At 63.4% G+C, this 25,029-nt stretch carries 20 protein-coding genes, 1 tRNA gene, 2 rRNA genes and 2 pseudogenes (1 of these 25 only partly in view); 21 read left to right on the top strand and 4 right to left on the bottom strand.

Going from position 1 to position 25,029, the window contains the following annotated elements; translation table 11 throughout:
- The 3 genes from EGO55_RS07775 to EGO55_RS07765 all read left to right on the top strand — a co-directional run.
- Positions 1–2,639 (top strand): 23S ribosomal RNA (locus EGO55_RS07775) (it extends 155 nt beyond the left edge of the window).
- 129 nt (positions 2,640–2,768) lie between these two features.
- Positions 2,769–2,883, top strand: a 5S ribosomal RNA gene (rrf, locus tag EGO55_RS07770).
- Between the two features lie 117 nt (positions 2,884–3,000).
- A tRNA-Met gene (locus EGO55_RS07765) sits at positions 3,001–3,077 on the top strand.
- Positions 3,078–3,648: 571 nt separating this feature from the next.
- On the opposite strand, the pseudogene EGO55_RS21500 reads toward EGO55_RS07765, so the two are convergent.
- Positions 3,649–4,686: pseudogene (locus EGO55_RS21500) on the bottom strand (recombinase family protein); the annotation flags it as partial.
- 19 nt (positions 4,687–4,705) lie between these two features.
- Positions 4,706–4,930, bottom strand: coding sequence for a hypothetical protein (locus tag EGO55_RS07755; RefSeq protein ID WP_021691881.1), 225 nt, complete (start codon positions 4,928–4,930; stop codon positions 4,706–4,708).
- A gap of 268 nt (positions 4,931–5,198) precedes the next feature.
- Between EGO55_RS07755 and EGO55_RS07750 the strand changes: the two genes are divergently transcribed.
- The 12 genes from EGO55_RS07750 to EGO55_RS07695 all read left to right on the top strand — a co-directional run bounded on the left by EGO55_RS07750 (position 5,199) and on the right by EGO55_RS07695 (position 19,848).
- Positions 5,199–5,498, top strand: coding sequence for a type II toxin-antitoxin system TacA family antitoxin (locus EGO55_RS07750; protein WP_021691880.1), 300 nt, complete (start codon positions 5,199–5,201; stop codon positions 5,496–5,498).
- A gap of 4 nt (positions 5,499–5,502) precedes the next feature.
- The gene (locus tag EGO55_RS07745) at positions 5,503–6,006 is read left to right on the top strand and encodes a GNAT family N-acetyltransferase (protein WP_021691879.1); all 504 of its coding nucleotides are present in this window, start codon (positions 5,503–5,505) and stop codon (positions 6,004–6,006) included.
- A 7-nt stretch (positions 6,007–6,013) separates the two neighbouring features.
- A complete protein-coding gene (locus EGO55_RS07740) occupies positions 6,014–6,835 on the top strand; it encodes a hypothetical protein (RefSeq protein WP_021691878.1) in 822 nt (273 codons plus the stop codon).
- 75 nt (positions 6,836–6,910) lie between these two features.
- Positions 6,911–7,861, top strand: coding sequence for an ArdC family protein (locus tag EGO55_RS07735; protein ID WP_021691877.1), 951 nt, complete (start codon positions 6,911–6,913; stop codon positions 7,859–7,861).
- On the top strand, positions 7,861–8,808 hold the full coding sequence (locus EGO55_RS07730; RefSeq protein WP_021691876.1) for a hypothetical protein: 948 nt from the start codon (positions 7,861–7,863) through the stop codon (positions 8,806–8,808). The genes EGO55_RS07735 and EGO55_RS07730 overlap by 1 nt, the downstream gene beginning before the upstream one ends.
- A gap of 165 nt (positions 8,809–8,973) precedes the next feature.
- On the top strand, positions 8,974–11,148 hold the full coding sequence (locus EGO55_RS07725; RefSeq protein ID WP_021691875.1) for a ParB/RepB/Spo0J family partition protein: 2,175 nt from the start codon (positions 8,974–8,976) through the stop codon (positions 11,146–11,148).
- Between the two features lie 210 nt (positions 11,149–11,358).
- On the top strand, positions 11,359–11,916 hold the full coding sequence (locus tag EGO55_RS07720) for a hypothetical protein (RefSeq protein ID WP_021691874.1): 558 nt from the start codon (positions 11,359–11,361) through the stop codon (positions 11,914–11,916).
- 69 nt (positions 11,917–11,985) lie between these two features.
- Positions 11,986–12,402, top strand: a complete 417-nt coding sequence (locus EGO55_RS07715; protein ID WP_021691873.1) for a hypothetical protein — start codon at positions 11,986–11,988, stop codon at positions 12,400–12,402.
- Positions 12,395–13,039 (top strand): hypothetical protein, encoded by a 645-nt coding sequence (locus EGO55_RS07710; RefSeq protein ID WP_021691872.1) that lies wholly within the window; start codon positions 12,395–12,397, stop codon positions 13,037–13,039. Before EGO55_RS07715 ends, EGO55_RS07710 begins: the two co-directional genes overlap by 8 nt.
- A gap of 160 nt (positions 13,040–13,199) precedes the next feature.
- Complete coding sequence (locus EGO55_RS07705) at positions 13,200–17,528, top strand: strawberry notch family protein (protein ID WP_021691871.1); 4,329 nt, start codon at positions 13,200–13,202, stop codon at positions 17,526–17,528.
- Positions 17,528–18,589 (top strand): DUF7146 domain-containing protein, encoded by a 1,062-nt coding sequence (locus EGO55_RS07700; RefSeq protein WP_021691870.1) that lies wholly within the window; start codon positions 17,528–17,530, stop codon positions 18,587–18,589. The genes EGO55_RS07705 and EGO55_RS07700 overlap by 1 nt, the downstream gene beginning before the upstream one ends.
- A gap of 329 nt (positions 18,590–18,918) precedes the next feature.
- Complete coding sequence (locus tag EGO55_RS07695; RefSeq protein WP_021691869.1) at positions 18,919–19,848, top strand: DUF2493 domain-containing protein; 930 nt, start codon at positions 18,919–18,921, stop codon at positions 19,846–19,848.
- 17 nt (positions 19,849–19,865) lie between these two features.
- Here EGO55_RS07695 and EGO55_RS07690 read toward each other — a convergent pair whose 3' ends face one another.
- Positions 19,866–20,210 carry a carboxymuconolactone decarboxylase family protein gene (locus EGO55_RS07690; protein ID WP_021691868.1) on the bottom strand — a complete coding sequence of 115 codons (345 nt, stop codon included), beginning with the start codon at positions 20,208–20,210 and terminating at the stop codon, positions 19,866–19,868.
- 76 nt (positions 20,211–20,286) lie between these two features.
- On the opposite strand from EGO55_RS07690, the gene EGO55_RS07685 reads away from it, so the two are divergent.
- From EGO55_RS07685 to istB, 4 genes and pseudogenes are all read left to right on the top strand, one after another.
- Positions 20,287–20,592, top strand: coding sequence for an ArsR/SmtB family transcription factor (locus EGO55_RS07685; protein ID WP_021691867.1), 306 nt, complete (start codon positions 20,287–20,289; stop codon positions 20,590–20,592).
- Between the two features lie 17 nt (positions 20,593–20,609).
- Positions 20,610–20,795 (top strand): rhodanese-like domain-containing protein, encoded by a 186-nt coding sequence (locus tag EGO55_RS07680; RefSeq protein WP_040717611.1) that lies wholly within the window; start codon positions 20,610–20,612, stop codon positions 20,793–20,795.
- 121 nt (positions 20,796–20,916) lie between these two features.
- Positions 20,917–22,442: pseudogene (gene istA, locus EGO55_RS07675) on the top strand (IS21 family transposase).
- An 11-nt stretch (positions 22,443–22,453) separates the two neighbouring features.
- Positions 22,454–23,194 carry an IS21-like element helper ATPase IstB gene (gene istB, locus EGO55_RS07670; RefSeq protein ID WP_021691864.1) on the top strand — a complete coding sequence of 247 codons (741 nt, stop codon included), beginning with the start codon at positions 22,454–22,456 and terminating at the stop codon, positions 23,192–23,194.
- A gap of 22 nt (positions 23,195–23,216) precedes the next feature.
- On the opposite strand, the gene EGO55_RS21225 is transcribed toward istB, so the two are convergent.
- Positions 23,217–23,414, bottom strand: a complete 198-nt coding sequence (locus EGO55_RS21225) for a hypothetical protein (protein WP_021691863.1) — start codon at positions 23,412–23,414, stop codon at positions 23,217–23,219.
- On the opposite strand from EGO55_RS21225, the gene EGO55_RS07665 reads away from it, so the two are divergent.
- Positions 23,331–23,723, top strand: a complete 393-nt coding sequence (locus EGO55_RS07665) for a rhodanese family protein (protein ID WP_346723824.1) — start codon at positions 23,331–23,333, stop codon at positions 23,721–23,723. The genes EGO55_RS21225 and EGO55_RS07665 overlap by 84 nt on opposite strands.
- Positions 23,724–23,911: 188 nt before the next feature.
- Positions 23,912–24,952 (top strand): IS110 family RNA-guided transposase, encoded by a 1,041-nt coding sequence (locus EGO55_RS07660; RefSeq protein WP_021692041.1) that lies wholly within the window; start codon positions 23,912–23,914, stop codon positions 24,950–24,952.
- Positions 24,953–25,029: the final 77 nt, after the last annotated feature.

Here is a 25,029-nt window from a genome sequence, read left to right as displayed (position 1 = left end):
AGTGATCAGTGAGTGAGTGAGGTGGATAAGGTATCCCAAGCTGAATAAAATAGGCTTGGTGAAGCGAACCCGGGGAACTGAAACATCTCAGTACCTGGAGGAAAAGACATCAACCGAGATTCCGTTAGTAGTGGCGAGCGAACGCGGACCAGGCCAGTGCCTCATCTTCAACTAGCAGAACACTTTGGAAAGAGTGGCCATAGCGGGTGACAGCCCCGTATGCGAAAGTGATGGATGAGGACTCGAGTAGGGCGGGACACGTGAAATCCTGTCTGAACATGGGGGGACCACCCTCCAAGCCTAAATACTCGTACATGACCGATAGCGAACACAGTACCGTGAGGGAAAGGTGAAAAGCACCCCGATTAGGGGAGTGAAACAGTACCTGAAACCGAATGCTTACAAGCAGTTGGAGCCTCTTTAGGGGGTGACAGCGTACCTCTTGCATAATGGGTCAGTGACTTAATTTATCGTGCGAGCTTAAGCCGTTAGGTGTAGGCGTAGCGAAAGCGAGTCTGAATAGGGCGACTGAGTACGATGAATTAGACCCGAAACCCGGTGATCTAGGCATGACCAGGTTGAAGGTGCGGTAACACGCACTGGAGGACCGAACCGTTGCATGTTGAAAAATGCTCGGATGAGTTGTGTTTAGGGGTGAAAGGCCAATCAAACCGGGAAATAGCTGGTTCTCCGCGAAATCTATTGAGGTAGAGCGTCAGACGTATGCCGATGGGGGTAGAGCACTGGATGGGCTAGGGCGGCGCGAGCTGTACCAAACCTAACCAAACTCCGAATACCATCGAGTCTTATCTGGCAGACAGACGGCGGGTGCTAAGGTCCGTCGTCAAAAGGGAAACAGCCCTAACCTACAGCTAAGGTCCCCAAGTCATCACTAAGTGGGAAAGCATGTGGGAATCCCAAAACAACCAGGAGGTTGGCTTAGAAGCAGCCATCCTTTAAAGAAAGCGTAACAGCTCACTGGTCTAAATAAGGGTTCCTGCGGCGAAGATGTATCGGGGCTAAAGTGATGCACCGAAGCTTAGGGTTCAGATCTTTGATCTGAGCGGTAGCGGAGCGTTCCGTAAGCGAGTGAAGCGGGAGGGTAACCGACCGTGGACGTATCGGAAGTGCGAATGCTGACATGAGTAGCGATAAAGAGGGTGAGATGCCCTCTCGCCGAAAGACCAAGGGTTCCTGCTCAACGCTAATCGGAGCAGGGTAAGCCGGCCCCTAAGACGAGCCCGAAGGGGGTAGTCGATGGGAACCACGTTAATATTCGTGGGCCTGGTGGTGTGTGACGGATCGCGTGTGTTGTCTGACCTTATCGGATTGGTCAGGCTTCGAAGCGGTTCCAGGAAATAGCCCCACCGTATAGACCGTACCCGAAACCGACACAGGTGGTCAGGTAGAGTATACCAAGGCGCTTGAGAGAAGTATCCTGAAGGAACTCGGCAAATTGCCTCCGTACCTTCGGAAGAAGGAGGCCCCATCTATGCGCAAGCATTGGTGGGGGGCACAGGCCAGGGGGTAGCGACTGTTTATCAAAAACACAGGACTCTGCTAAGTCGGCTTCAAGACGACGTATAGGGTCTGACGCCTGCCCGGTGCTGGAAGGTTAAGAGGAGGAGTGCAAGCTCCGAATTGAAGCCCCAGTAAACGGCGGCCGTAACTATAACGGTCCTAAGGTAGCGAAATTCCTTGTCGGGTAAGTTCCGACCTGCACGAATGGCGTAACGACTTCCCCACTGTCTCCAGGATATGCTCAGCGAAATTGAATTCTCCGTGAAGATGCGGAGTACCCGCGGTTAGACGGAAAGACCCCGTGCACCTTTACTGCAGCTTCAGAGTGGCATTAGGAAAGAGTTGTGTAGCATAGGTGGGAGGCTTTGAAGCACTGGCGCCAGCCGGTGTGGAGCCATAGGTGAAATACCACCCTGCTGTTTTCTGATGTCTAACCACGCGCCGTTATCCGGCGCTGGGACCCTCTGTGGCGGGTAGTTTGACTGGGGCGGTCGCCTCCTAAAGAGTAACGGAGGCGCGCGATGGTAGGCTCAGGACGGTTGGAAACCGTCTGATAGAGTGCAATGGCATAAGCCTGCCTGACTGCGAGACCGACAGGTCGAGCAGAGACGAAAGTCGGTCATAGTGATCCGGTGGTCCCTCGTGGAAGGGCCATCGCTCAACGGATAAAAGGTACGCCGGGGATAACAGGCTGATGATTCCCAAGAGCTCATATCGACGGAATCGTTTGGCACCTCGATGTCGGCTCATCACATCCTGGGGCTGGAGCAGGTCCCAAGGGTTTGGCTGTTCGCCAATTAAAGTGGTACGTGAGCTGGGTTCAGAACGTCGCGAGACAGTTTGGTCCCTATCTGCCGTGGGCGTCGATACTTGAAAGGAGTTGCCCCTAGTACGAGAGGACCGGGGTGAACGTACCTCTGGTGTACCTGTCATCGTGCCAACGGTGCAGCAGGGTAGCTATGTACGGACGGGATAACCGCTGAAAGCATCTAAGCGGGAAGCCTCCCTTAAGATTAGGTATCTTCGAGTCGTGATAGACCATCACGTTGATAGGCCGGGTGTGGAAGTGCAGTAATGCATGGAGCTAACCGGTCCTAATAACTCTGATCATGCTTGATGAATCCCACCATCAACGACAATCCTGCCATGCAGGTGCGTCCGTTGAAGGACGATCATCCAGCCAGGTAAAACACACCACACACAAAGGTGCGCATCGATTAAAACCTTACGACACGCTGGCTCCATTGCTTGGTGGCCATAGCGTCTGTGACCCACCCGATCCCATCTCGAACTCGGACGTGAAACCAGACAGCGCCGATGGTACTACCGCTCAAGCGTTGGAAGAGTAGGACGTCGCCAGGCATTGAAGCCAGCGGGCCGTAAGATAAAAACCCATTCATCATGACAAAACAGCCGCTGCCGGTCTTAACCGAGCGGCGGCTTTTTTGTTCTGGTTCCAAACAACCAGAACAACAGTGACGCGGGGTGGAGCAGTCCGGTAGCTCGTCAGGCTCATAACCTGAAGGTCGTAGGTTCAAATCCTACCCCCGCAACCATCTTTACTTGCGAAGACCCCGCCCCCGAGGCGGGGTTTTTCGTTTGTGCGGAAATCATAAGAATTCCAGCAAGATCGCCCTGAACATCGATCTCGATCTTGCCCTCGAACGGCGTCAGTACGATCTTGTCGACCAGTGAGCGCAGAACGTCCGCTGCCTCGATCCGCTTCTCTTCCTCTTCGCCCTGCAAGGCTTCGTAGAACTGCTGGACCCGCTTGCGGTATTGCAGCGCCATGGAGGGATGCAGAAGGGGAGGGGGTTCTTCCGCTTCGGCAAGGAACAATGCCAATTCCTTTTTGCGCTGCTCCAGCACGACCATCTTGGCGTTGATCGCGTCAGCCGCGCCGCCCTTGAGGATCAGGTTGAGGAGCGTGTCGAGCTCGCGATCGATCTTCGACATTTCTGCTTCGGCCGAGGCGATGCCAGCGCGGCCTTCCATGCGCAGTCGGTTCATCTCCTGCGTGAACACTTCGCAGAAATGGACGAACAGTTCAGGATCGACCAGCCGGGTGCGCAGCGCGTTCAGCACGCGCGATTCCAGTTCATCGCGGCGGATGTTGACGCGGTTGTCGCAGGTGCCTTTGTTGCGCGCCGTCGAGCAGCCGATCAGAGTTTGGGAGATCGCCGAATAGCCGCCACCGCAGCAGGCGCATTTGGTCAGCCCCGAAAAGAGATATTTCGGCCGACGGCGCTGGTTGAGCTTGCTGACGTCGGCGTCGCCGTTCTCGTCCCTCTCTGTGCGCATCTCGGCCTGCCGCGTCTTCACAGCATTCCAGAGATCTTCGTCGAGGATGCGCAGTTCCGGCGTCTCCTGAATGACCCATTCCGATTCCGGGTTGGGCCGGGCCTGCCGCTTCCCAGTGTCGGGGTCTTTGACGAACCGCTGGCGGTTCCAGACGATCTTGCCGACATACATCTCGTTGTTGAGGATGCCGTTCCCGCGCTTCGGATTGCCGTTGATCGTGCTGAAGCCCCAATCGCCGCCGGACGGCGCGGGGATGCCATCCCGGTTCAGCGCGAAGGCGATGGTCTTGGCCGACTTACCGGCGGCATAGTCGCGGAAGATGCGGCGCACCACCTCGGCCTGCACCTCATTGATGGTGCGGTCGCCACGCTCTGGTTCACCCTTGGCGTCCAGCTTTTTCACGACATCATAGCCATAGGCGTTGCCACCGCCCGACTTGCCAGCCTCGACGCGCCCGCGTTGTCCGCGCCGCGTCTTGTCGGCCAAGTCCTTCAGGAACAACGCATTCATCGTACCCTTGAGGCCGACATGCAGATGCGAGACTTCGCCCTCCGAGAGCGTGAATATCTTCACGTCCGAATAGGACATGCGCTTGAACAGCCCGGCAATGTCCTCCTGGTCACGCGAAAGCCTGTCCATGGCTTCAGCAAGAATCAGATCGAAACGGCCGCGCGTGGCGTCCGAGATTAGTGCTTGGATGCCCGGGCGCAGCAGGGACGAGCCGGAAATGGCATGGTCGGAATATTCCTCGACGATCTGCCAGCCTTCCTTTTCCGCGCGCAACCGGCATAGGCGGAACTGGTCGGCGATCGAAGCGTCGCGCTGATTGTCGGAGGAATAACGGGCGTAAAGCGCGACTCTCATTGCGCAACTCCTTCAGGCATCAGGAGGTGCGCTTCCCCCGTCGCTTCTGCGTCCTCACTTCGTCGGCGTAACATTCCCGCGCCGCCTGCCTTGCCAGCAAGCCGACCAGGCGCAAGAGCCGCGGGTCGGGATTGCCGCGCGCCGTGAAGGTCAGTTCCGGCGCGTCGAACAGCAAGGATTCGAGCAGCTCTTCGCGCTCCCTTCCTGCTATCGTTGCTTTGTTGCCGGGCGGGTGCAAGGTCATGACTCGCAACATTCGCCTGACGAAATTCATAAGCAATTGAAATATAGATAGAATATTCGGCATTGTTTGGCCGGCCGGCGCGCATCATGGCGTGGACACGCGCATCGGAGCGCGCTGCGGCATAGTGAAATAACCTATGCGAATCCCTCTCTGGCCCGACCATCTTCGGCTCCAACACACTCTCTCTTGAGAACTGCAACGATCTCTTGATACTAGCGTATTGCGTTTTACGCTACAACCTCCTATCTTGCTGTCAAGGAGACAAACCATGGCCAGCACAGCAGAGCGCAAGGAATATCCCATCTCGATGCGATTGCCCGAGGCTGATGTCGCGATGATCGATCGAGCCGCTACGCTGCGGGGTCGCTCGCGCACCGACTTCGTGCGCGACGCCGCCGTGCGCGCGGCCGAGGAAGTGGTTATGGAGCAAAGCCTGATCCGCATGAGCCCGGAAGGGTTCGCCGGGTTTATGGAGATTCTGGCCGCCCCCGCACTGCCGGTTCCCGCGATGGTCGAGCTGGCCAAGCGCCCGGCGCCCTGGGAGTCCGGTTACGAGCCGAAGCGGTAAGAACTTGTCCCTTTCGGCTCCTGAACCGATCACGGTCGTGCATGACGTTTCGCAATTCTCCTGCGGCAAGCCGACGCTCGATCACTGGCTGAAAGCCCGCGCCCTATCGAACCAGCAAAAGGGCTTTACCGCCGTTCTCGTGGTGCATGAGGCCGGGCGGGTTGTCGGCTACTACGGTCTGGCGCCCACGGCCGTCGTGCCCGCTGTCCTGCCGCGTGCGATCCGCACCGGACAGCCGCCCGATCCGGTTCCGTGCCTGCTTCTCGGCCAACTCGCCACGGACGAAGCCTGGGTGGGGCAAGGGATCGGCACTGGTCTCGTGAAACATGCGCTCCAGCGCTGTGTGCAAGCTGCCGGCCTGATCGGCGGGCGGGCGTTGATGGTCAATGCCGTCGACGACGACGCTGCGCAGTTCTGGCAGCGGCGCGGCTTTATGCCGACGCATGACGATCCGCTCGTTCTCTTCCGGTCCATCGCTGCGATCGCCGCGTCGCTGGCGCAGGCATAGGATCGCGATGGATCAGGAAGACGATTTTCTCGCCTCGAAATATGTCGAATACCGCCAGGCTTTCAACGAAACCGAGGCGTTTACGCCCTTCATGCCCTATGGCTGGTTCAAACCGCCCCAGACGATCCGGCTGGATAGCGAGTTGGGCCTTCAGCAAATGGCCTATCGCGATCTCGCGGATGACGCCGCACGCGACCTCGCAAACGGGATCAATCACCTGATCGGCCTCACCATGCGTCTGGACGCATGGGGCAGCGTCATCGACGGGCTCGATGTCGAGCAGAAGAACCAATTGCTGCACGAGTTCGTGCAGGATCTGGCTGCAACGGCGCTGCTCGGCCCATACACTCTCAAGGCCAGGTTCTTCTTTGCCATTGCGCATCTGTCCCATCAGGCGAACCGTGTTTCCCATAGAGATGAATGGACGGACGATCTTGCAGCTTTGCCGGAGGATTGGGGCATCAAGGAAGAGGCAGCGGTCAGGGCCGCAAAACCATGGCGCTCCTGGAAGAAGCTGAACAGAGCGCTCAACACCGTCGACATGGGCGACTACAAGACAGCCACGGACGATTTTCGGAGTAAGCACACCCACAGGTTCACCCCGCGGGTCGAGCTTGGACTATCCCAATCGATCAAGCGTATTTGGGCAAAAGGCGAAAAAGCGCCCTCCTATGGAATTGGCGGCACGCCGCCGCTCAAGCTGGATGCGGTTGTTCAAGAACTGAAAACCCAATGCCTTCGCCTGTCGGCCTGTTACGCCGAGTTTCAGAAGCTGGTCGCGGAGCAGAGCGAAGCCTTGTTCACAAGTACCGCCGACCCGCGAGAGTGAGAGTGCGGACGGGTTTTGCCGTGACGGGTTGAGGGCTGGGAGAGAGTCTTCCGGCGCCCGTCGCGGAGAACCGCGATGTCCAGACATGACCGCACCCCTCGCACCGGCACCGACCGGGCGAACCTCTATGACGAAATCACCGGCAAGATCATCGCCGAGCTTGAAGCCGGCCGCGTGCCGTGGGTCCAGCCCTGGGGCACCTCGGCCGCCAAGGCTCCGCTTGGCCTGCCGCGGAACGCCGCGACTTCTCGAAGCTACAGCGGCATCAATGTCTTGATCCTTTGGGGCGCTGTGGTTCAGCACGGTTTCCCCGGTCAGAGCTGGCTCACCTTTCGCCAGGCGCTGTCGCTCGGCGGCAATGTCCGCAAGGGCGAACGCGGCACCACCGTCGTCTATGCCGATCGCTTCACCCCGGAGGACGAGAAGCGCCGCGCCCGCGAACATGGCGAGGAAGCGCAGGCGATCCCGTTCCTGAAGCGCTTCACAGTCTTCAACACGGCGCAATGCGAGGGCCTACCCGACGACATCGCCGTCGCCGTGCCGCCGCCACCCGGTATGATCGAGCCCCAGGTGGAGGCGCTCATCAAGGCGACGGGCATCGACTTCCGCATCGGCGGCGATCGGGCGTTCTACGCTCCGGGCCTCGACTATGTGCAAGTCCCGCCGCCGGCCGCCTATTTTGAGCCGATCAACTGGCACCGGACGGCGTTGCATGAACTCGGTCACGCCAGCGGCGCGGCCCATCGGCTGAACCGGAATCTCTCCGGCTCCTTCGGCTCGAAGCTCTATTCGGTCGAGGAAATCACGGCCGAACTGATCTCGGCCTTCTGCTGCGCATCGCTCGGCATCGTCCCGACAGTGCGCCACGCCGACTATATCGGCTCCTGGCTGGAAGTGCTGCGCGAGGACAATCGCACCATCGTCCGCGCCGCTTCGCAGGCCAGCAAGGCGGCGGACTGGCTGCTGTCCTTCCTGCCGGACGCGGGCAGCTTGCCCGACGCCGACGACATGCGGAAGGCGGCGTGATGAACGCGCTCGCTTTCCCCGGCTTCGTGCCCGATCCCGGTCTGGCGGCCGACATCCAGTTGCGCGTGCTCAGTCTCGGAGCCGGCGTCCAGTCCACCACGCTTGCCCTGATGGCCGCGCATGGTGAAATCGGCCCAATGCCGGATTGCGCGATCTTCGCGGACACCGGCTGGGAGCCGAAGGCCGTCTATGAGCATCTGGCCTGGCTACGCTCGCCCAACGTCCTGCCGTTCCCCGTCCATATCGTCTCGTCCGGGGATCTGCGTGCGGACCTCATTGCCGCCTCGCGCGGCGAGCGGTGGGCGTCGATCCCGGCCTTCACCCGCACGGTCACGCCGGCCGGCTCCGAACTGCCCGTCTATGACGAAGACGAGAACGGCGACCTCGTTCCTGTCGGCTCGCGCGTTCTCCGAACCGAGCGCATCGGCGTCGGCATGATCCGCCGCCAATGCACCTCTTCCTACAAGATCGTGCCGATCCGCCGGAAGGTGCGCGAGCTGCTCGGCATAGCCGGGCGGCGCTCGCCCGGATCGCCGGTCGCGGAGCAATGGATCGGGATTTCGCTCGACGAGGCGCTGCGCATGAAGCCCTCGTTCGAGGACTGGCAGTTCAACCGCTGGCCGCTGATCGAGCGGGGCATGACACGGCAGGATTGCCTGCGCTGGCTGGTGCGGCACGACTATCCCATCCCGCCCAAGAGCGCCTGCATCGGCTGCCCGTTCCATTCGGATACGGCGTGGCGAACCTTACGCGACCATGATCCCGAGGCGTGGGACAATGCCGTGTCGCTCGACGCGATGATCCGCACCGGCCTGCGCGGCATCCGCGGCGAAGTCTATCTTCACCGCTCGGCCGTTCCTCTCGACGAAGCGGACCTCACGACCGCCGCCGACCACGGCCAGCTCGATCTCTGGCAGAACGAATGTGAGGGGATGTGCGGAATCTGATCGGCGGAAAGCCGGAAATACGGAAAGCCGGATGTGTGCGTCTGCGCCAATCCGGCGAGCATGGTGCGTGGCGCTGCCCTCCTAGAGTGAGAGGGCGGCGCTTCGCTTCGTGACGGATTGAGATCCGAGAGAGAGCCTCACGGAGTCCGTCATGGAGTGAAGACCATGGCTAAGGCCGCTACCCGCAAGAAGAACCCCGTCGTCGCAATGATCGAGTTTTCTCGCACGCGCGATATTCCGTTCAACCGCATCCGGCTGTCGGACAGCAACGTCCGCGAGATCGACGTTGAACAGGGCCTCGATGAGCTGACCCAGGACATCGACCGCCGCGAAGACCTCGTGATGGGCCTCAACGTCCGCGCCATCCTTGACGACGCTGGCTCCGAGACCGGCGATTTCGAGACCCCGGCTGGCGGTCGCCGCTACCGCGCTATCGCCCGCCTGGTCGCGGCAGGCCGCTTCCCTGCCGAGGGCCTCGTTCCCTGCCTGGTCAAGAAGGCCAATGCGAAGACCTCGGCCGTCGACGACTCCTACGCCGAGAACGTCATCCGCCTGGCGCTGCATCCGCTCGACCAGTTCAAGGCGTTCAAGCGCATGGTCGATAGCGGCATGTCGAAGGAGGAAGTCGCCGATGCCTATCGCACCACGCCGCGCTACATCGCCCAGCGGCTGCGCCTTGCCCGTGTCGTGCCGTCGCTGCTCGATGCCTATGCGCGCAGTGAGATGACGCTGGCCATGCTGGAGGCGTTCACCGTCAACCCCGATCATGCCCGGCAGGAACAGGTCTGGGAGGCGGTCCAGCGTTCGCACAACCGCCAGCCCTGGTATGCCCGCGATCTCCTGACCGAGACGTCGATTCCGACCGACGACAAGCGCGTGCAATTCGTCGGCGTCGAAGCCTATGAACAGGCCGGCGGCGTGATGCTGCGCGACCTCTTCTCCGACGAGGATGAGGGCTGGCTGGAAAACCCCGCGCTGCTTGACCGGCTCGTCTCGGATAAGCTGAAGGGCATCGCCGATGAAGTCGCGGCCGAGGGCTGGAAGTGGATCGAGGTCGATACCGATCTGCCCTACGGCCATGATCGCGGCCTTCGCGTCCTCACCGCCACGTTCCTCGATCTGACCGAGGAGGAGGGCGCCACCCGCGAGACGCTGCGCGACGAATACGAGCGGCTCGAGGCGGAACATGCCGATGACGACGAACTGCCTGATGACATCGACGCGCGCCTCGGCGAAATCGAGGCGGCCCTGACCGCCTTCGAGAAGCGCCCGGCGATCTATGACGCTGCCGAGATCGCCCGCGCGGGCGTCTTCGTCAGCATTGACAGCGATGGCGACCTCATCGTCGCTCGCGGTTACGTCCGTCCCGAGGACGAGGCGCCCGTCACCATCGACGGTGAGGACGATGCCGGTGATGGCGAGTCCGATACCGAAGGCGGCGGGGTGGCGGCCCAGGGCGCCGTGCAGCGCGCGGTCATCACCATCGGCGGCGAGCCGGTCGATGCGGATGACGACGAGGATGACAGCATCAAGCCGCTTCCCGAACGGCTGGTGATCGAACTCACCGCCCATCGCACCCTCGCGCTTCACGAGGCGCTGGCCAACAACCCGCATGTCGCCATGACGGCGCTCCTGCACCGTCTGGTCATGCAGCGTTATCACTATGCGGCTCCGACCGGCTGCATGGAGATCTCGGTGCGCCAGCCGCATTACGGCGTGCAGGGCAGCGATCTCAGCGACACGCCTTCAGCCAAGGCCATCGGCGAACGCTTCGCCGCCTGGAAGGCGGACGTTCCTTCCGACGAAGGCGCGCTCTGGGACTGGATCGCCGCGCTCGACGAGGCGAGCCGGATGGCGCTGCTGGCCCATTGCGTCAGCTACGGCGTCAACGCCCTCTACGAGCGGCCCAATCCCCACAGCGGTTCCGGCGTCTCGCAGCATGGCCTTGATCGTCGTCTCTCCGGCGCCGATCGCATAGCCCGCGCCACCGGCTTCGACATGGTGGCGGATGGCGGCTGGAGGCCCACGGTCGATAACTATCTCGGCCGCGTCACCAAGCCCCGCATCCTCGAAGCCGTCCGCGAAGGTGCGGGCGAGCGCGCGGCCCAGCTCATCAGCCATCTGAAGAAGGGCGACATGGCGAAGGAAGCCGAGCGCCTGCTGGCCGAAACCGGCTGGCTGCCCGAGCCGCTGCGCCTGGTCGAACTCGACGGTGACGCCGCGGACGCTGGCGATGCCGGTGATGGCGAGGCCCTGCCGGAATTTCTGGCGGGCGATGGCGACGAGGACGAAGACGAAGCCGCCGAAGACGAGCACGTCGCTCTCGTCGCGGCCGAATGACCGAAACGGCGGGGAGCGGCTGCGGTCGCTCTCCGTCACCACTCAAGCAAATGGCAGGACCGATTGCGTCCCATCATCCGGTGGGGCGCATTTTTCATGCTGGCCACGGCCGCATTTCGAGAGGGGAGAGAGGCAGAGGCCGGACGGCCTGGCCGTGACGGGTTACGAGGTGGAGGAGAGGCTTCCGCCGACCGTCGCGGAGTAAATCCCATGATCCATTCCCGACACGCCGGCTTCGCCCCGATCGGCCAGATTCTCGCACAGCACGTCCTGCCCAGGCTGCATCGCGCGCAGAAGCTGCCGCTGCGCATCTCCTGCATCGGCACCGCCAGCTATGACGGCTGCGATGAAGCCGATGGTTTCGACCGCATCGTCGTCATCGGCGAAAGCCCGTCGCCCGAAGAGGCCATGACCGTCGCCAGCCGCCGTGTCGCGCAGGGTGACATCCGCGTCAGCGCCGACGACATGCTGCGCTTCCGCCCCCGCATCATGGTCATTCAGGACTGCGACCAGGGCGTTGTCCTCGCCGGCACGATTCGGGCCGGCATCATCCTCTGGCAGCAGCCCGTCGCCTCCGACGCCGAGGCCCGCCATGTCGTGACCGAGGCGAGCAAACTGCGCGGCGCAGCCTTCGCCGCGTCCGGTCGCGGCGAGCACGGCCCGGCCCGCGAATATCGCTACCGCGCCGCCCAGCTTGAGGCGCGGCTGGTCGATGCACTCTGGCGCGAGACGGCCGCCGAGCTTCTGCGAGTGCCGCTGGCCGCCTGATTTCCCGCCACGCCTTCCATCCCATTCGACCCGGCCCCGCGCCGGGTTTTGTCGTTTCAGGAGCCAGTCATGGCCAACTATTTCACCCACTTCTCCTGCCTGCTCGACGTGGGCACGCCCGACAATGCCGCTCGCGCGCTCGAAATCTACAGCACGCTCGCCGCCGAGAACGCGGCCGAAGACCCGCCCTCCGAAGGCTTCCTCCTGTCGATCGAGCCCGCGCATGGCGGCACCCAGCTCTGGATGCGTGATGACACCACCGGCGATCCGGCGCACGTCATCCAGTTCGTCAAGCGGTGCGCGCAGGCGTTCGGTCTCTCCGGTCGCTGGGGATTCCAATACGCCAACACCTGTTCGCGGCCGCGTCTCGACGGCTTCGGCGGCGGCGCGCATGTCCTTGATCTCGCCACCGGCGAGACCATCGCCTGGACTTATACCGGCGGCTGGCTCGCCGAGGTTCTCGACGGAGGCGATCCCGATGCCTGAGATCATCGAAACCACCGTCTATCAGCTCGGCGAGCTTTCCGACGCGGCCAAGGACAACGCCCGCGCCTGGTATCGCGAAGGCGGCTTCGATTACGACTGGTACGATTCCGTCTTCGAAGATTTCCAGCGCATCGCGGAAATCCTCGGCATCTGCCTCAAGACCCGGCCCGTCCGCCTGATGGGCGGCGGCACTCGGCAGGAGCCGCAGATCTCGTTCACCGGCTTCTGGTCGCAGGGCGACGGCGCAAGCTATCAGGCGTTTTACGCCTTTCGGAAGAACGCCACCCGCGAAATCCGCAGCTACGCGCCGCAGGACACGCGCCTTCACGCCATCGCCGATGACCTGCTGGCGATCCAGCGCCGCAACTTCTGTCAACTCCGCGCCGATGTCAGCCATCGCGGCCGCTATTCCCATGAATATTGCATGGCGATCTTGGTCGAGCGCAATAGCCCGACCTGGCAGGACATGACCGCCGATGCTGAGGACGCCGTGATCGAGGCGCTGCGCGATCTCGCCCGCTGGCTCTATCGGCAGCTCGAACGCGAATTCCAATATCTCTGTTCGGACGAGGCCGTGGACGAGACGATCGCGGCCAACCAATACACCTTCACCGAAACCGGACGCCGGTTCGGCTGACGTCGACACAAGCGCCCCGCCTCACGGCCGGGCGCTTGTTTCATGCCAGCTATCGCCACGGCTTTAGAGGGAGAGAACGGCCGGGACGGGTTTGAGCCCGTCCGGTTCGAGAGAGAGCGCCGGCGGACTTACCCGTTTCAGCTCTCCCGAGGATTTCCCCATGAACGCTCTGCTTCCCCTGGCCGATAGGCTTCCGGCGACGCCGCTCGCCGCGCCCGGCGATTCCGCTGCCGCCGTCCACGCGGCCGCCCTGTTGATCCTGCCGCATCTCGAACGCGGCGTGCGCGTCGATGCCGTTGCGTTGCGCGGGGCGATGGAGACGGCCTTCGGCGGCTCCGACGCCACCGGCCTCTGGGACTGGAAAGCCGCCTACGAGGCGTGCGAGGTCGCGACCGTCCTGTTTCTCCGGAAATACGGAAAGGCGCTTTTCCGCAAAGCCGGTTCTCCGGCCGGCGCTCTGCCGCTGCTCGGCAAGATCGCCGGGCTTCTGCCGACGCACACGCGCCGTTCGCAGGAGAGCCAGGCGCTTCAGCAATTCTCGACGCCGGTCCCGCTCGGCCTGGTCGCCGCGACCGCAGCGGCGATCACGCCCGCTGACCGTGTGCTGGAACCATCGGCCGGAACCGGGCTTCTGGCGATCCTCGCCGAAATCGCCGGCGGCTCGCTCGTGCTGAACGAACTGGCCGATACGCGCGCCTCGCTGCTTTCCTCTCTCTTTCCGGCCATTCCCATCACCCGCTTCGACGCGGCGCAGATCGACGATCATCTCGACGCCGCCACTGTCCCGTCTGTCGTTCTGATGAACCCGCCGTTCTCGGCCATGGCCCACGTCGAGGGCCGCGTGGCTGACGCCGCGTTCCGCCATGTCGCCTCCGCGCTGGCGCGACTCGCGCCCGGTGGCCGGCTAGTTGCAATCACCGGCGCGAACTTCGGCCCGGAAGCCCCGGCCTGGACCTCCGCCTTCGCCCGCCTGCAGGAGCGCGGCCGCGTCGTGTTCTCCGCCGCGATCGACGGCGCCGTCTATGCAAAGCACGGCACGACCTTCCCGACGCGACTCACCGTCATCGACAAGCTACCCGCCGACGATCCCACGGTCTTCCCGGTCTCGCCGGGGACCGCGCCGGACGCCGCCACGCTCATGGCCTGGATCGGCACGCACATTCCGCCGCGCCTCCCGAACGATCCGTCCGTCATCGTGCCGACTGCTGCGCCTGCCGCTGCGCGCAGCGTGCGCGGCTATCTCAACCGCGCCGCCAAGGCCGCGTCTGCCGCACCCATGGCCGAACCCGAAGGCGTCGCGCTCGATTACGAGATCATCGACGCCGAAGCCGAGGCAGATGACCGGGGCCGCCTCTCCGACGCCATCTATGAAGAATACGGATTGCAGGCGATCCGTATTTCCGGGTCTCAGGCTCACCCGACCAAGCTGGTGCAGTCGGCGGCGATGGCGAGCGTCGCGCCGCCCAAGCCCAGCTATCACCCGCAGCTTCCCGCCAATATCCGCGATCTTCTGTCCGATGCCCAGCTCGAAACCCTGGTCTATGCCGGCGAAGCTCATTCCGATTATCTCGCCGGTGCGTGGACGGTGGACGAGACGTTCGATCTCGTCACCGCCGCGCGTGACGACGCCAAAAACGTCGTGCGCTTCCGCCGCGGCTTCTTCATCGGCGACGGCACCGGCGTCGGCAAAGGCCGCCAGTCCTCAGCGATCATTCTCGACAACTGGCTCCAGGGCCGACGCAAGGCGGTCTGGATCTCCAAATCCGACAAGCTGCTGGAGGACGCGCAACGCGACTGGAGCGCGCTCGGCATGGAGCGCCTGCTGGTCTCGCCGCTGTCGCGATTCCCGCAAGGCAAGCCGATCACGCTGCCCGAAGGCGTCCTATTTACAACCTATGCCACGCTGCGCTCCGACGACCGCGGCGAGAAGCTATCGCGCGTCAAGCAGATCGTCGAATGGTTGGGCTCCGATTTCGATGGAGCCATCATTTTCGACGAGGCACACGCGATGCAGAATGCCGCTGGTGGCAAGGGTGAAAGGGGTGACGTGACGGCGTCCCAACAGGGCCGCGCCGGACTGCGCCTCCAGCACGCGCTTCCCAATGCTCGCGTCACCTATGTCTCGGCGACCGGCGCCACCTCCGTCCACAATCTCGCCTATGCCCAGCGGCTCGGTCTCTGGGGCGGCGACGATTTTCCGTTCTCAACCAGGGCCGAATTCGTGGAAGCCATCGAAATGGGCGGCGTCGCGGCGATGGAGGTGCTGGCCCGCGATCTGCGGGCGCTCGGCCTCTACACCGCCCGCTCGCTCTCCTTCGACGGCGTGGAATACGAGCTTGTCGAGCACGCGCTGACGCCCGAGCAGACCCGCATCTACGACGCCTATGCCGCCGCCTTCGCTGTCATCCATAACAATCTCGACGCGGCGATGGAGGCCGCCAATATCACCGGATCGTCCGGCACGCTGAACAAGCAGGCGAAGTCCGCCGCCAGGAGCGCGTTCGAGAGCGCGAAACAGCGCTTCTTTGGACACCTCCTGACCAGCATGAAAACGCCGACCCTGATCCGGTCGATCACCCGCGATCTCGAAGACGGCCACGCCGCCGTCATCCAGATCGTCTCCACCGGCGAGGCGCTGACGGAACGGCGTCTGGCCGACATCCCGACCGAGGAATGGAACGATATCCGGGCGGACATCACGCCGAGGGAATACGTTCTGTCCTACCTCGAAACCAGCTTCCCGGTGCAGCTCTATGAGCCGTTCACCGACGCCGACGGCAATATGTCCTCGCGCCCCGTCATGCGTGACGGTCAGCCCGTCGAAAGCCGCGAGGCCGTCGCTCGCCGCACCGCGCTGATCGAGAAGCTGGCGAGCCTGCCGGCCGTTCCCGGTGCGCTCGACCAGATCGTCCAGCACTTCGGGACGGACATCGTGGCCGAGGTGACGGGCCGCTCGCGCCGGATCGTCCGCAAGGGCCAGCGCCTTGTGGTCGAGAACCGCGCCGCATCGGCCAATCTCGCCGAAACCCAGGCGTTCATGGACGACGCCAAGCGTGTCCTGATCTTCTCCGACGCCGGCGGCACCGGGCGCAGCTACCACGCCGAACTGTCGGCGCGGAATACGCGGCTGCGTGTCCACTACTTGCTGGAGCCAGGTTGGAAAGCCGATGCCGCTATACAGGGCCTCGGCCGCACGCACCGGACCAATCAGGCGCAGCCGCCGCTCTTTCGCCCGATCGCGACGGACGTCAAGGCCGAGAAGCGTTTCCTCTCGACCATCGCCCGTCGCCTCGATACGCTGGGCGCAATCACGCGCGGCCAGCGCCAGACAGGCGGGCAAGGTCTGTTTCGTCCCAAGGACAATCTGGAAAGCCCCTATGCGCGCGATGCGCTCCGCCAGCTCTACATGCTGCTGGTGCGGGGCAAAGTCGAAGGTTGCTCCCTCGACCGCTTCGAGTCCGCCACTGGCCTCAAGCTGATGGATTCGACCGGCATCAAGGACGACCTGCCTCCAATCACCACCTTCCTCAATCGGCTGCTGGCGCTGACCATCGAGCTTCAGGGCGTCCTCTTCACCGCCTTCGAGCAATTGCTGACGGCGCGCATCGAGGGCGCAATCGCCAGCGGCACCTATGATGCCGGTCTGGAAACGCTGACCGCCGAGTCCTTCATCGTCACCGACCGCAAGACCATCTACGCGCATCCGGGCACCGGCGCCGAGACCCGGTTGCTCACCATCACGCAGCGCGAGCGCAATCGGCCGCTGACGCTGGCGGCGGCGCTCGGCCATCTCGATGACCCGCGTGCGAAACTTCTCATCAATGAGCGTTCGGGCCGCGCCGCCGTGCAGGTGCCGATCACCAGCATCATGCTCGACGATGGCGAGATCGAGCGCCGCGTGCGTCTGCTGCGCCCGATGGAGGGCCTCAACATTCCCCTTGGGGCGATGGGCGAAACGCACTGGATCGAAGCCGATCACGATGCGTTCGCTGCCGCCTGGAACGCCGAGATCGCCGAGGTGCCGGAGTTTGCCGACAGCACGATCCATGTCGTCACCGGCTTGTTGCTGCCGATCTGGAAGCGCTTGCCGAATGAATCGACGCGGGTTTATCGCCTCCAGACCGATGACGGCGAACGCATCATCGGCCGCAAGGTCTCGCCGGCCTGGGCCGCCAACGCGACCACGACCGGTACGTCCTCGCTCACGCCCGATGACGCCTTCATGGCGCTGATGGACGGCCGCACCATCCTCGATCTCGCCGAGGGCCTTCAGCTCCGGCGCGCTCGCGTGATGGGGACCAACCGCATCGAACTCAGCGGCTTCACCGACACGATGCGCGAGCGGCTTTCGGCCTATGGCCTGTTCCACGAAATCATCTCGTGGAAGCTCAGGATGTTCGTGCCGGTCGATGCCAATGGGCCTGTCGTGCTCGCCAAGCTGCTCGACCGCTGGCCGGTCGAGCGCATCGGCGAACGGGAGGCGGCGTAATGGCTCGCCTCGATGCATCCAAACTCGCGATCCGTCTCGGCCGGCAGGCCGAGGCGGTTTGCCGTCGTTATCTGTCGTCCGGCCATCGTGCCGGGCGATACTGGCAGGTAGGCGACGCCCGCAACTCACCGGGCCGCTCGATGTTCGTCCGGTTGACCGGGCCGGAAACCGGCAAGGGTGCGGCGGGCAAATGGACCGACGCATCGACCGGCGAGCATGGCGATCTTCTCGACGTCATCCGCGAAAGCTGCGGGCTCGTCGACTTCAAAGACGTCGCCGACGAGGCCCGGACCTTCCTGGCCATGCCGCATCCTGATCCCGAACCCGGTGATCGTGGCCAGCGACCGGCATCCGTGCCGACAGGATCGCCCGAAGCGTCACGGCGGCTCTTTGCCATGGCGAGGCCCATCGGGCGGACGCTCGTGGAAACGTATTTGCGCAATCGCGCCATTACGGCTTTGCACGAAACCGGAGCCCTGCGCTTCCATCCCTACTGCTACTATCGGGCCGACGAGAACGCGCCGACCGAGACCTGGCCGGCAATGATCGCTGCCGTCACCGACCCCGCCGGCACCATGACGGGCGCGCACCGCACCTGGCTCGATCCCGACGGCTTCAGCGAGGCGCGTCTTGGCCGTGCGCCTATCGAGACGCCCCGGCGTGCGATGGGCGATCTCCTGGGGAGCGCCGTTCGTTTCGGTATGGGCTGCGAGGTGACAATGGCCGGCGAAGGCATCGAAACGGTGCTGTCCGTCCGCTCGGTCCTGCCCACGATGCCGGCACAGGCAGCGCTATCGGCCGCTCACCTCAGCGCCATCCTGTTCCCGCTGACACTGCGACGCCTCTATGTCGCCCGCGACAACGATCCGGCCGGTGACAGGGCGATGGCGACCCTGATCGAGCGTGCGAACGGGGCCGGGATCGAGACGGTTGTGCTCACACCGCGCCTTGGCGACTTCAATGAGGATCTCAGGCTCCTCGGCCACGACGCATTGGCGGCACGGTTGCGGGACCAGATCGGCTCGCAGGACATAGCCCGCTTCATGTCCCTGGCAGCCTGATCGGTCACGGTCAGGTGGCAGCGGCAACGCGGTGTCGCGGGGCCGGTTCAGTCACGGCGATCTACCTTCAGCACGGAGAGACCACACCCACGGCCTTCTGAGAGGGCGATCGGGGCGTCAGCCGTGCCGGACAGGCAATGCCGGTTGCCAACGATTTTCCGCCGCGTCCTGCGGACGCTTTGCATCGCGAAGCAAAATCGCCGGCAACCGCCATCCTCCTCTGCGTTCCGGCCTCCCGCTGCGCGTCCGGTGCAGGTCCGTCCCGCCCGCCGCCTTTCGTCGCCACGAAGGCCGCGATGGGCGTGGCTACGAGCCGAAGGCAGACCACCATGACCGAACACCACGACACCGACTACGAGCCGCACCACGAATCCTCTTCCACCGATCATCTCCTTCAGGAACTGGCGCTCTACGGCTACCGCCCCTTCGAGGACGAACCCGACCCGCGGCCGCTCCCCGAGGGCAATGTCGTGGCCGGCAGCATCGCCGACATCTTCGACGCCCTTGTGGTGGCGCTCGCCGACACCCGCCTCGAACCCGACCTCGACGAACTGCTCTGGGGCACGGTCAACCTCTTCCATCGCGCGACCGACCGGATCGAACGCGAGCTGGACGATAACGAGATCGCGCAGCGCCGCCTTCAGCGGGAACAGGACGGCTCCGAGGTAAAGTCCGTCGAACTGGAGCGCCTGACGGCAGAGGGGCAGACCCTTCTCGAACGGCGCAACGCCTTCGAGCTGATGCGCGACCAGGCCGCCGATCACTTCGAGCGCCACACTCACAAGAACTGGCGGCCCCGTTCCGGCTCGATGGTCAACCACCGCAACCTGACCGCCGCGATGATCGACAGCCGAGACTTCCTCGCCGCGAAGAAGCGCGCCGAGAACGAAGTGCTCCTGCCGCCCGGCCCCAAGGTGGCCTTCACCGGCGGTCTCGACTTCAACGACCATCGCCTGATCTGGGCCAAGCTCGATCAGGTTCACGCCAAGCACCCCGACATGGTGCTGCTGCATGGTGGAAGCCCGAAGGGCGCCGAACTCATCGCCGCGAAATGGGCCGATAACCGCAAGGTTACGCAGATCGCGTTCAAGCCCGACTGGACCAAGCACGCCAAGGCAGCCCCCTTCAAGCGCAACGATGCGATGCTCGACACCATGCCGATCGGGGTCATCCACTTCCCCGGAACCGGGATTCAGGACAATCTCGCCGACAAGGCCCGCAAGCTCGGCATCCCGGTCATGAAGCACGGCGGCGCGTAAGCGCCGCCGAAAGGCGGCTAAACTGCTGAGAACTGGTCAAAGGCGCGTAGCGCATCGGCGGCATACATCAGGGCCGGGCCGCCGCCCATATAGACACTCATCGCCATGACTTCGCCGACTTCCTCCCGCGTCGCGCCAAGCTCCTTCAGCGCCTTGGCGTGAAAACCGATGCAGCCGTCGCAACGCTGCGTGACGCCGATCGCCAAGGCAATCAGCTCCTTCGTCTTCTTGTCGAGCGCGCCGTCTGCGCTCGCACCCTTCGCCAGGGCGTGGAAGCCCTGCATGGCTTCCGGCGCCAGCTTGCGCAGCTCGGCGCTATAGGCCGAGATGTCGCGGGTGATCTGCTTGTAGTCCTTGGTCATTGCGTTCGATCCATCCTTGCGCTTTTCAATTCACGCATCTATGATATTATGAAAATATGAATTGTAAAGGGCGCCGATGACGAACCCCGTGCTTGAGATGAAAGACAAGGCCGAGCAGGCTGCCGAGTTCGTCAGCGGCTTCGCAAGCCCGCACCGGCTGCTGATCCTCTGCCTGCTTTCCACAGGCGAAAGGAGCGTCGGCGCGCTGGTCGAGGAAACCGGCATCGGCCAGACCTCGATGTCGCAGCACCTCGCCAAACTGAAGAAGGAGGGTCTCGTCGATTTCCGGCGAGATCACCGCACGCTCAACTACTTCATCAACGACCCGGCGGCTCTGGAGATCATGGACATTCTCTACAACCGCTTCTGCAAGAAGGACTGATCCCCATGCCAGAACCCATGAAGACCATCGCACCTCGCCAGGCCAGCACATGGCTTGCCTCGGGCGAAGCCGTGCTGATCGACGTGCGCGAGCCCGACGAGTTTCGCGGCGAGCATATTGCGGCGGCGCTGTCCCTGCCTTGCGGATTCCGAGGTCATCCCGGCCACCATTCCGATTTGATCCCGGCCGGCGTTCCGACCTGATCCCGGCCGGCATTCCGATTAATTCCCGGCCACCTGCCGGGGGATGAGAAGCCTGATCGTTGGGCGATCCTTGCGGCTGCGTTTGAGCCGGGAGGAATGGATGCCGACGAGGAGGCCGAAGATGCGCGATGTGCGCGAAGTATTGAAGTTGCACCGGGAAGGCTGTGTCCCGATGCGTGAGGTAGCCCGGATGATGGGCATTGCACGCTCGACGGTGCGAGACATGGTGGTCCGCTTCGAGCGCTCGGGCCTGGAGTGGCCGGTTCCCGCCGAGATCAGCGATGCGGATCTTGAAGCGCGGCTCTATGGCCCTGCCGGCGTGAAGCCTGGGCGTCGCAAGCAGCCGGAACCGGACTGGTCGGTTGTGTCGCGCGAGCTGAAGCGCAAGCACGTGACGCTGCAGGTCCTGTGGGAAGAGTACATCGCCGCTCATCCCGACGGCTATCGCTACAGCCGCTGGTGCGAACTGTTCCGGGGCTGGGAGGGCCGGTTGTCGCTGGTCATGCGCCAAAGCCATGCCGGTGGCGAGAAGCTGTTCGTCGACTACGCCGGCGACACGGTGCCAGTCGTGATCAACCGCAGGACCGGCGAGATCCGCGATGCCCATCTGTTTGTGGCGGTGCTAGGCGGCTCGAGCCTGTCGTTCGCGTGCGCGACCTGGACCGAGCAGTTCGCTGACTGGATCGAGGGCCACAATGCCGCCTTCGCCTTCTTTGGCGGGGTGCCGCAGTTGCTGGTGCCCGACAATGCCAAGGTCGCGGTGATCAAGGCTTGCCACTTCGATCCGATGCTCAACCGCAGCTACACCGACATGGCCCGGCATTACGGGACGGCAGTGCTACCGGCGCGGCCGAGGAGGCCGCGCGACAAGGCGAAGGTCGAAGCCTGCGTCGGCATCGTCGAGCGTTGGGTGCTGGGCCGACTGCGCAACCGCGTCTTCTACAGCCTGGCCGAGCTCAATGCCGGCATCGCCGAGTGCCTGACCGACCTCAATGAGACGCGGGTCCTTCGCCAGTTCGGCCGAACGCGCCGCCAGTTGTTCGAGGAGGTTGACGCGCCCAACCTCAAGCCGCTGCCGGCGGAGCAGTGGGTCCATGCCCAATGGAAGCGCTGCCGGGTCGGGCTCGACTACCATATCGCCGTCGATCACCACCATTACTCGGTGCCGCATCGCTTCGCCCGCCGCGAGGTCGAGGCCCGCTTCACCGCGCGCACCGTCGAGATCTTTCTCGGCGGCGAACGCATCGCGGTGCACATGCGTGGCAGCGGAAATGGCCGGCATACGACGGTGCCCGAGCATATGCCCTCGAGCCACCGGCGCTATCTGGAATGGACGCCGGCGAAGATCCGCGATGAGGCGGCCCGGATCGGGCCGATGCTGTCGCTGCTGGTCGAGCGCATCATCAACGACCGGCCGCACCCTGAGCAGGGCTACCGCTCGTGCCTTGGCATCATCGGCCTTGCCAAGCGCTTCGGTGCCGATCGGCTTGAGGCTGCTGCGGTGCGCGCGCTGGAGGTCCAGGCGCGCAATTATCCCTCCGTCAAATCGATCCTCGAAAGGGGCTCGACAAGGTGCCCGTGTCCAAAGCCCCGGAGCGCGAGCCGATCCTGCACGACAATATCCGGGGCTCCCAATACTACCACTGAGAGGAGCGACGATGCTCAAACACCCAACCCTTGATCAACTGAACCAGCTCGGCCTGACCGGGATGGCTCATGCCTTCGCCGACCTGGATGGCAATGGCGACACCGCCGGTCTCGGCCATGCCGAGTGGCTGGCCCTGCTGCTCGATCATGAAGCAACCTGGCGCAATGACCGGCGCCTTGCGCTTCGCCTGCGTCATGCAAAGCTGCGGCACCATGCCGTGCCCGAAGACGTTGATTACCGCGCTCCGCGCGGGCTCGATCGCCGCCTGTTCGAGATGCTGCTCAAGGGCAACTGGATCGCCGCCCACGAAAACTGCGCGATTATCGGGCCGGCCGGCGTCGGCAAGAGCTGGCTCGCCTGCGCCATCGGTCACCAGGCCTGCCGCGACAACCGCTCGGCTCTCTACACGCGCCTGCCGCGGTTGATCGACGACCTGTCGCTGGCCAAGGGAGACGGCCGCATCGCTGCGCGCATGAAGAGCCTAGCCCGCGTCGACCTGCTCATCCTTGACGACTGGGGGCTTGAACCGCTCGACGGCAATGCCCGCCATCACCTGCTCGAGATACTCGAAGACCGCTACGGTCGGCGTTCAACCCTGGTCACCAGCCAACTTCCAGTGGCCCGCTGGTTCGATCTGATCGGAGATCCAACTTACGCCGATGCCATCCTGGACCGCCTCGTTCACAACGCCCATCGCCTCGAACTCTCGGGTGAATCCATGCGCCGAAACGCCATCGCTCAAACCGCTTGACCCGCCAAAAACCTGCATGCCATTACAACCATGCGATCTGGCTTCGCCCGACCGGCTTCACATCGGAATAGTGGCCGGGATCAGATCGGAATAGGCGGCCGGGATCGTCGGAATCCGCACCCTGCCTCTCTCCGAGATCGGCAACCTGACAGCGGGCCTTGCCCTCCCGGCCGGCCGCAAGGTCATCTTCCAGTGCCTGAAAGGCGGCCGCAGCGCGCAAGCCTGCGACCGCGTGGCAGCGATGGAAAGCCGCTACGAAATCTTCAATCTCGAAGGCGGCATCACCGCCTGGAAGGCCGAGGGCCTGCCGGTCGTTGGCGCGGCTCCTCCGCGCCTGACGATCTTCCGTCAGGTGCAGATTGTTGCCGGCTTGGTGGTGTTGCTATCCGTCCTTGCCGGCTATTTCCTCAATCCGGTTGGCTTCGCGATCGCCGGATTGCTGGGCGCCGGGCTCGTTTTCGCCGGAGTGTCCGGATGGTGCGGCATGGCCGTCCTGCTCAATCACATGCCCTGGAACCGAGCGATTTAATTCGCCCCGGCATAACCTCAAATCTTGACGTAAGGAAAGGTTGGTGGCCCTCTTGAAGCATCCTCGCAGAGCCGGTGAAGCAGCATAGTCTTAAGCGGAACGCTGAGGTGTTGGGTTGGACGGCTCCCAACGGCATCGCGATGTGCCAAAGGTGATGTCGTTGTAGGACTCACACGAGGGAGCCGCCCATGGAACAGATTACGCGTATAGGTATGGACACGTCAAAGAACGTTTTTCAGCTGCATGGCGTCGATGCAGCTGAAAAACCGGTCCTGCGCAAGAAGCTGACACGCCGGGAAATGATCCGATTTTTCGAGAAGCTGCCGCCGACCGATGTCGCCATCGAGGCCTGCGGCAGCGCGCATCACTGGGCGCGTCTCCTCGGCTCGTTCGGCCATGAGGTAAAGTTGATTGCCCCGCAGTTGGCGAAGCCATACGTCAAGCGCGGCAAGAACGATGCCGCAGATGCTGAAGCCCTATGCGAGGCGATGAGCCGCCCGACGATGCGGTTCGTGCCGGTGAAGAGCACTGACCAGCAGGCGGCGCTTATGCTGGTGGGCATGCGCACCAGGCTCATCAAGAAGCGCACCCAGCTTGCCAACGCGATCCGGGGCTTCGCTGCGGAATTCGGGATCGCCGCAGCGAGGGGCATGTGCCGGATCGAACCCCTGCTAGAGCGCATAGCGACAGATGAGACCATCCCCGAACTTGCGCGCGAACTGTTCGCATTTCACGGGCAGGAATATGCGCAACTTCTGCGCGAGATCAATCTGGTCGAGGCCAAAGTTATGGAATGGCATCGCGCTGACGAATGTAGCCAGCGGCTCGCGAAAATCCCAGGCATCGGTCCGATCGGCGCATCCCTGCTGATGATGAAGGCGCCAGACCCGCGCATGTTCAAGTCCGGGCGAGACTTTGCCGCCTGGATCGGTTTGACGCCCAGAGATCATTCAACAGCCGGGAAGGTCAGGCTCGGGGGCATCACGCGAGCTGGCGATGAACTCTTACGGAGCACGCTTGTGGTCGGAGCAACCGCCGTCGTTCAGCATGTCCGTCGTACCGGAGGCAGGAACGCCTCGACTTGGCTTCTGGGGTTGCTCGAACGCAAGAAGCCCAAGCTCGTTGCGGTTGCGTTAGCCAACAAGGTCGCGCGCATCGCCTGGAAGCTGATGGTGAGCGGCGAGCAATATCGAAGGGCCGACCTGCCAGCAGCGGCAGCCGTGGCGTAAAAGATTGGCCAGACACGATGAGCAACTACTCAACGCTATCGTGCTGAGCTGATGCCGGATCTTGCAAGAAAAGAGCA

The sequence above is a fragment of the Caenibius tardaugens NBRC 16725 genome, assembly GCF_003860345.1.
GTDB lineage: Bacteria > Pseudomonadota > Alphaproteobacteria > Sphingomonadales > Sphingomonadaceae > Caenibius > Caenibius tardaugens.
This window is presented reverse-complemented; position numbering and strand designations above follow the sequence as displayed.

What these genes read in the sequence shown, in the direction of transcription:
- EGO55_RS07755 (WP_021691881.1), bottom strand. Translation starts at nt 4,930, where the DNA reads ATGACCTTGCACCCGCCCGGCAACAAAGCAACGATAGCAGGAAGGGAG.
- EGO55_RS07750 (WP_021691880.1), top strand. Translation starts at nt 5,199, where the DNA reads ATGGCCAGCACAGCAGAGCGCAAGGAATATCCCATCTCGATGCGATTG.
- EGO55_RS07740 (WP_021691878.1), top strand. Translation starts at nt 6,014, where the DNA reads ATGGATCAGGAAGACGATTTTCTCGCCTCGAAATATGTCGAATACCGC.
- EGO55_RS07735 (WP_021691877.1), top strand. Translation starts at nt 6,911, where the DNA reads ATGTCCAGACATGACCGCACCCCTCGCACCGGCACCGACCGGGCGAAC.
- EGO55_RS07730 (WP_021691876.1), top strand. Translation starts at nt 7,861, where the DNA reads ATGAACGCGCTCGCTTTCCCCGGCTTCGTGCCCGATCCCGGTCTGGCG.
- EGO55_RS07725 (WP_021691875.1), top strand. Translation starts at nt 8,974, where the DNA reads ATGGCTAAGGCCGCTACCCGCAAGAAGAACCCCGTCGTCGCAATGATC.
- EGO55_RS07720 (WP_021691874.1), top strand. Translation starts at nt 11,359, where the DNA reads ATGATCCATTCCCGACACGCCGGCTTCGCCCCGATCGGCCAGATTCTC.
- EGO55_RS07715 (WP_021691873.1), top strand. Translation starts at nt 11,986, where the DNA reads ATGGCCAACTATTTCACCCACTTCTCCTGCCTGCTCGACGTGGGCACG.
- EGO55_RS07710 (WP_021691872.1), top strand. Translation starts at nt 12,395, where the DNA reads ATGCCTGAGATCATCGAAACCACCGTCTATCAGCTCGGCGAGCTTTCC.
- EGO55_RS07705 (WP_021691871.1), top strand. Translation starts at nt 13,200, where the DNA reads ATGAACGCTCTGCTTCCCCTGGCCGATAGGCTTCCGGCGACGCCGCTC.
- EGO55_RS07700 (WP_021691870.1), top strand. Translation starts at nt 17,528, where the DNA reads ATGGCTCGCCTCGATGCATCCAAACTCGCGATCCGTCTCGGCCGGCAG.
- EGO55_RS07695 (WP_021691869.1), top strand. Translation starts at nt 18,919, where the DNA reads ATGACCGAACACCACGACACCGACTACGAGCCGCACCACGAATCCTCT.
- EGO55_RS07690 (WP_021691868.1), bottom strand. Translation starts at nt 20,210, where the DNA reads ATGACCAAGGACTACAAGCAGATCACCCGCGACATCTCGGCCTATAGC.
- EGO55_RS07685 (WP_021691867.1), top strand. Translation starts at nt 20,287, where the DNA reads ATGACGAACCCCGTGCTTGAGATGAAAGACAAGGCCGAGCAGGCTGCC.
- EGO55_RS07680 (WP_040717611.1), top strand. Translation starts at nt 20,610, where the DNA reads ATGAAGACCATCGCACCTCGCCAGGCCAGCACATGGCTTGCCTCGGGC.
- istB (WP_021691864.1), top strand. Translation starts at nt 22,454, where the DNA reads ATGCTCAAACACCCAACCCTTGATCAACTGAACCAGCTCGGCCTGACC.
- EGO55_RS07660 (WP_021692041.1), top strand. Translation starts at nt 23,912, where the DNA reads ATGGAACAGATTACGCGTATAGGTATGGACACGTCAAAGAACGTTTTT.